The sequence below is a fragment of the Streptomyces sp. NPDC006265 genome (genome assembly GCF_040613555.1).
Lineage (GTDB): Bacteria > Actinomycetota > Actinomycetes > Streptomycetales > Streptomycetaceae > Streptomyces.
Map to the genome: position 1 here is coordinate 1 of NZ_JBEXSH010001383.1, position 1,475 is coordinate 1,475.

A 1,475-nucleotide genomic window follows, 5' to 3' on the forward strand; every position below is an offset into this window, starting at 1 on the left:
GAAGGACTGCTCGTCGACGTAGCGGTTCCAGTCGATCCACTTCGACTCGCGGACGGATTTGCCGGCCACGTTGTCGTTGATGGTGAAGGTGCGGTGGGTGCGCGGGCCCGAGCACGCGCTGCCGGATCCGCTGAGCCTGCTGGAGGTGCTCACGGAGGTGTGCGGGCGCTATGCCGACGAGGGCCACGCCGATCACGCTGCGGGGTCGGGCTGGCCGCTGCGGCACTGATGCCTGGGCCCGTCGGCGACCGGGCCGTGAGGGCTGCCTGAACTATGAGCCTTCCGCCGAGGTCATGCCCTGGATCCTGCCCAGGATCGTCACCTTGCCCTGGCCCTTGGGGTCCAGTGCCACCTCGTTGGAGACGAACTCCATCGTGAAGGACTGCTTGATCTCGCCCTTCGTCAGGGCGAGGACGTCCTTGTTCGGGGTGGGTACGGACGTGCCCGCGTAGGCGGTCTGCTTCTCGAAGTGGCGCGAGGTGAAGAACACCAGCGCCCCGCCGTCGGTCGTGCGCAGCGCCAGCGGAGCGTAGTCGCCGTTCGTCAGCGGCTCGTCGATGTACTGGGTGACCATGCCCGGCTTCTTGGCGTTCTTCTCGCGCAGGGCACGCCACTGGCTGGTGTGGGCGCCCTCCGTGAAGGCCCCCCCGCCGCTCTTCAGGTACGTCGCGTACGTGCTGCTCAGGTCACCGGGGTCGGCGGCCAGGTCGGTCGACTTGACCGGGACGGACTCGGCCCAGCCGTCGGCGTCCTTCTTGAATTGCGGGACCTTGCCCGCGGCGACGAGCGTCAGGTACGCCACCTGGAACGGGTCGTCCAGGCTGCTGCGGGTGAACACCAGGAGCCAGCGGGCGGTGCCGCCCTTGTTGCCGGCCGCGTCGACGACGAACCAGCGAGGCCAGCCGGCCTTCTTGGGGATGGTGAACTTCGGGTCCGTCAGCGTCAGCGGGGTGTGGTTCGGGTTGCCGGACGGGCTGTTCGCCTTCCCGGCCTTGAGGCGGGCCGTGTCGATGTCGGCGAGGGCGCCGGTGGTGTGGTCGGCGTCCAGGGTGCTGTCGTAGGCCTTGTCGGCCTCGTTGTACGCGGCCGTGAACTCCTGGAGGGCCTTGGCGGCTTCGGCGCGGGTCGTGGACGGGAGGATCTCCCGTTCGCCGTGCACGACGACGCATCCACTGGCCGTCAGCGACAAAGCGGTCGCCGAGGCTGCTATGAGGGCGCTCCGGGCGGGCCTGCGGAGCGTTCGAGGGTCGCGATCCCTGCTCATCGGGTACCTTCACCTTCCCCTTTCCGGAGGCGAACCCTACCGGGTGCCTCCGGCGGTCGGGGTGGGGTGGTCGTCCGCTTCCTCTGACGCTGGGTGGGGGTGCGCGTCTGCTTCGCCTTCGCGTGGGGTGTGGGGGGGGTTGCGCCGGGGGGTGTCCGTCCTCGGAACGGCGCGACGGGGTCTCACGCCGACTGACCGAGGATCTGGCGTG

General features: G+C 69.5%; 1 protein-coding gene and 1 pseudogene. One reads left to right on the forward strand and one right to left on the reverse strand.

Annotation, left to right across the window (positions count from 1 at the left end; genetic code table 11):
- Positions 1–88 precede the first annotated feature (88 nt).
- A pseudogene (locus ABZ281_RS49105) lies at positions 89–229 on the forward strand (DNA primase); the annotation flags it as partial.
- A 42-nt stretch (positions 230–271) separates the two neighbouring features.
- On the opposite strand, the gene ABZ281_RS49110 reads toward ABZ281_RS49105, so the two are convergent.
- On the reverse strand, positions 272–1,264 hold the full coding sequence (locus ABZ281_RS49110; RefSeq protein ID WP_356665321.1) for a hypothetical protein: 993 nt from the start codon (positions 1,262–1,264) through the stop codon (positions 272–274).
- Positions 1,265–1,475 lie beyond the last annotated feature (211 nt).